General features: G+C 46.5%; 1 protein-coding gene. It reads right to left on the reverse strand.

Features of this window, described 5'->3' with window-relative positions; genetic code table 11:
- The coding region (locus CIK00_RS21110; protein ID WP_144043208.1) for a hypothetical protein at positions 1–1,052 on the reverse strand (1,052 nt) is incomplete at both ends.

The raw sequence follows: 1,052 nt of genomic DNA on the forward strand, positions 1-1,052 counted from the left end.
CTTTGTTCCACAGGGTACGTGGTATCAATGCCACCAGTGCTAGTACCGCTACCATCAACATCACGATCACCTTCTGTCAGCGTGATATCAATATTCTCGCCACCAACCGCATCACTGCCGTCGTTGATAGTGATATTTAATTCACCATTAGCGGTATCACCGTCTTTATCGGTTGCCGTCACAGCCAATTTAATGTCAGCAATATCGGCACTGTTTTGATCAATAGGTCCGGTCACTTTAACGGTATAAGTACCGTCATTAGCGATCGTCACCACCATCACTGGTTGTGACTGTGCATCCACCACCGTTAATACATTACCGTTAACGTTATATGTGGTCGCTTCACCATTGCTGGTGATATTGGCAAGACCGTCTTGCGCGGCATTAAAGTGAATAGATTGGATATCATCCGAGCCCACATCGAGTGGGATCTGACCCGCAATGATCTTATCCGCCTCGGTGGTTTCATCAATACTGGTACCCATATCAGTACCAAATTCTGGGTTGGCGCCATCCTTGATAGTGATATCAACATTGGCAGGCTTTTGTAACCAATCACCATCGGTGTCTTGCACCTGAATCGGCACATCAATGGTGATCTTATCGTTGATGCTATCGACTAAGCCTTGGTTGCCATTATCTACATGGTTCAACGGCTTTTCTTGGGTGATAGTTAGTTTTACATCGATGTCTTGACCATTAGCCGCTTGTACAGCATTCAATGACACCGTCACAACCTGCTCACCTGCCGCAGTGTTACCGATTAACACGCCTGTTGCAGCATCATAATGGAAGCTGATCGCTTCATTATTACCAGTGGTTAACTCTGATTCTAATTCGCTAATTAACGTTGTTAATTGTTTTGGATCGATGGTGACCTTGGTGGGATCTAAACGGTCTGCCCCCGCTTCAATTACTACTGTCGTAGAGCCTGAAACAGGATAGCCTTGCTCGCCAACTTGAGGGGTTAAGTCACCTTCAGTGATCGTGATTTCACCGTGCTCATTACCGCCCGCATCAGCGCCATCAGTGATATCAATCACCACCTGACC

Source organism: Photobacterium carnosum (assembly GCF_002849605.1).
Classification (GTDB): Bacteria; Pseudomonadota; Gammaproteobacteria; order Enterobacterales; family Vibrionaceae; genus Photobacterium; species Photobacterium carnosum.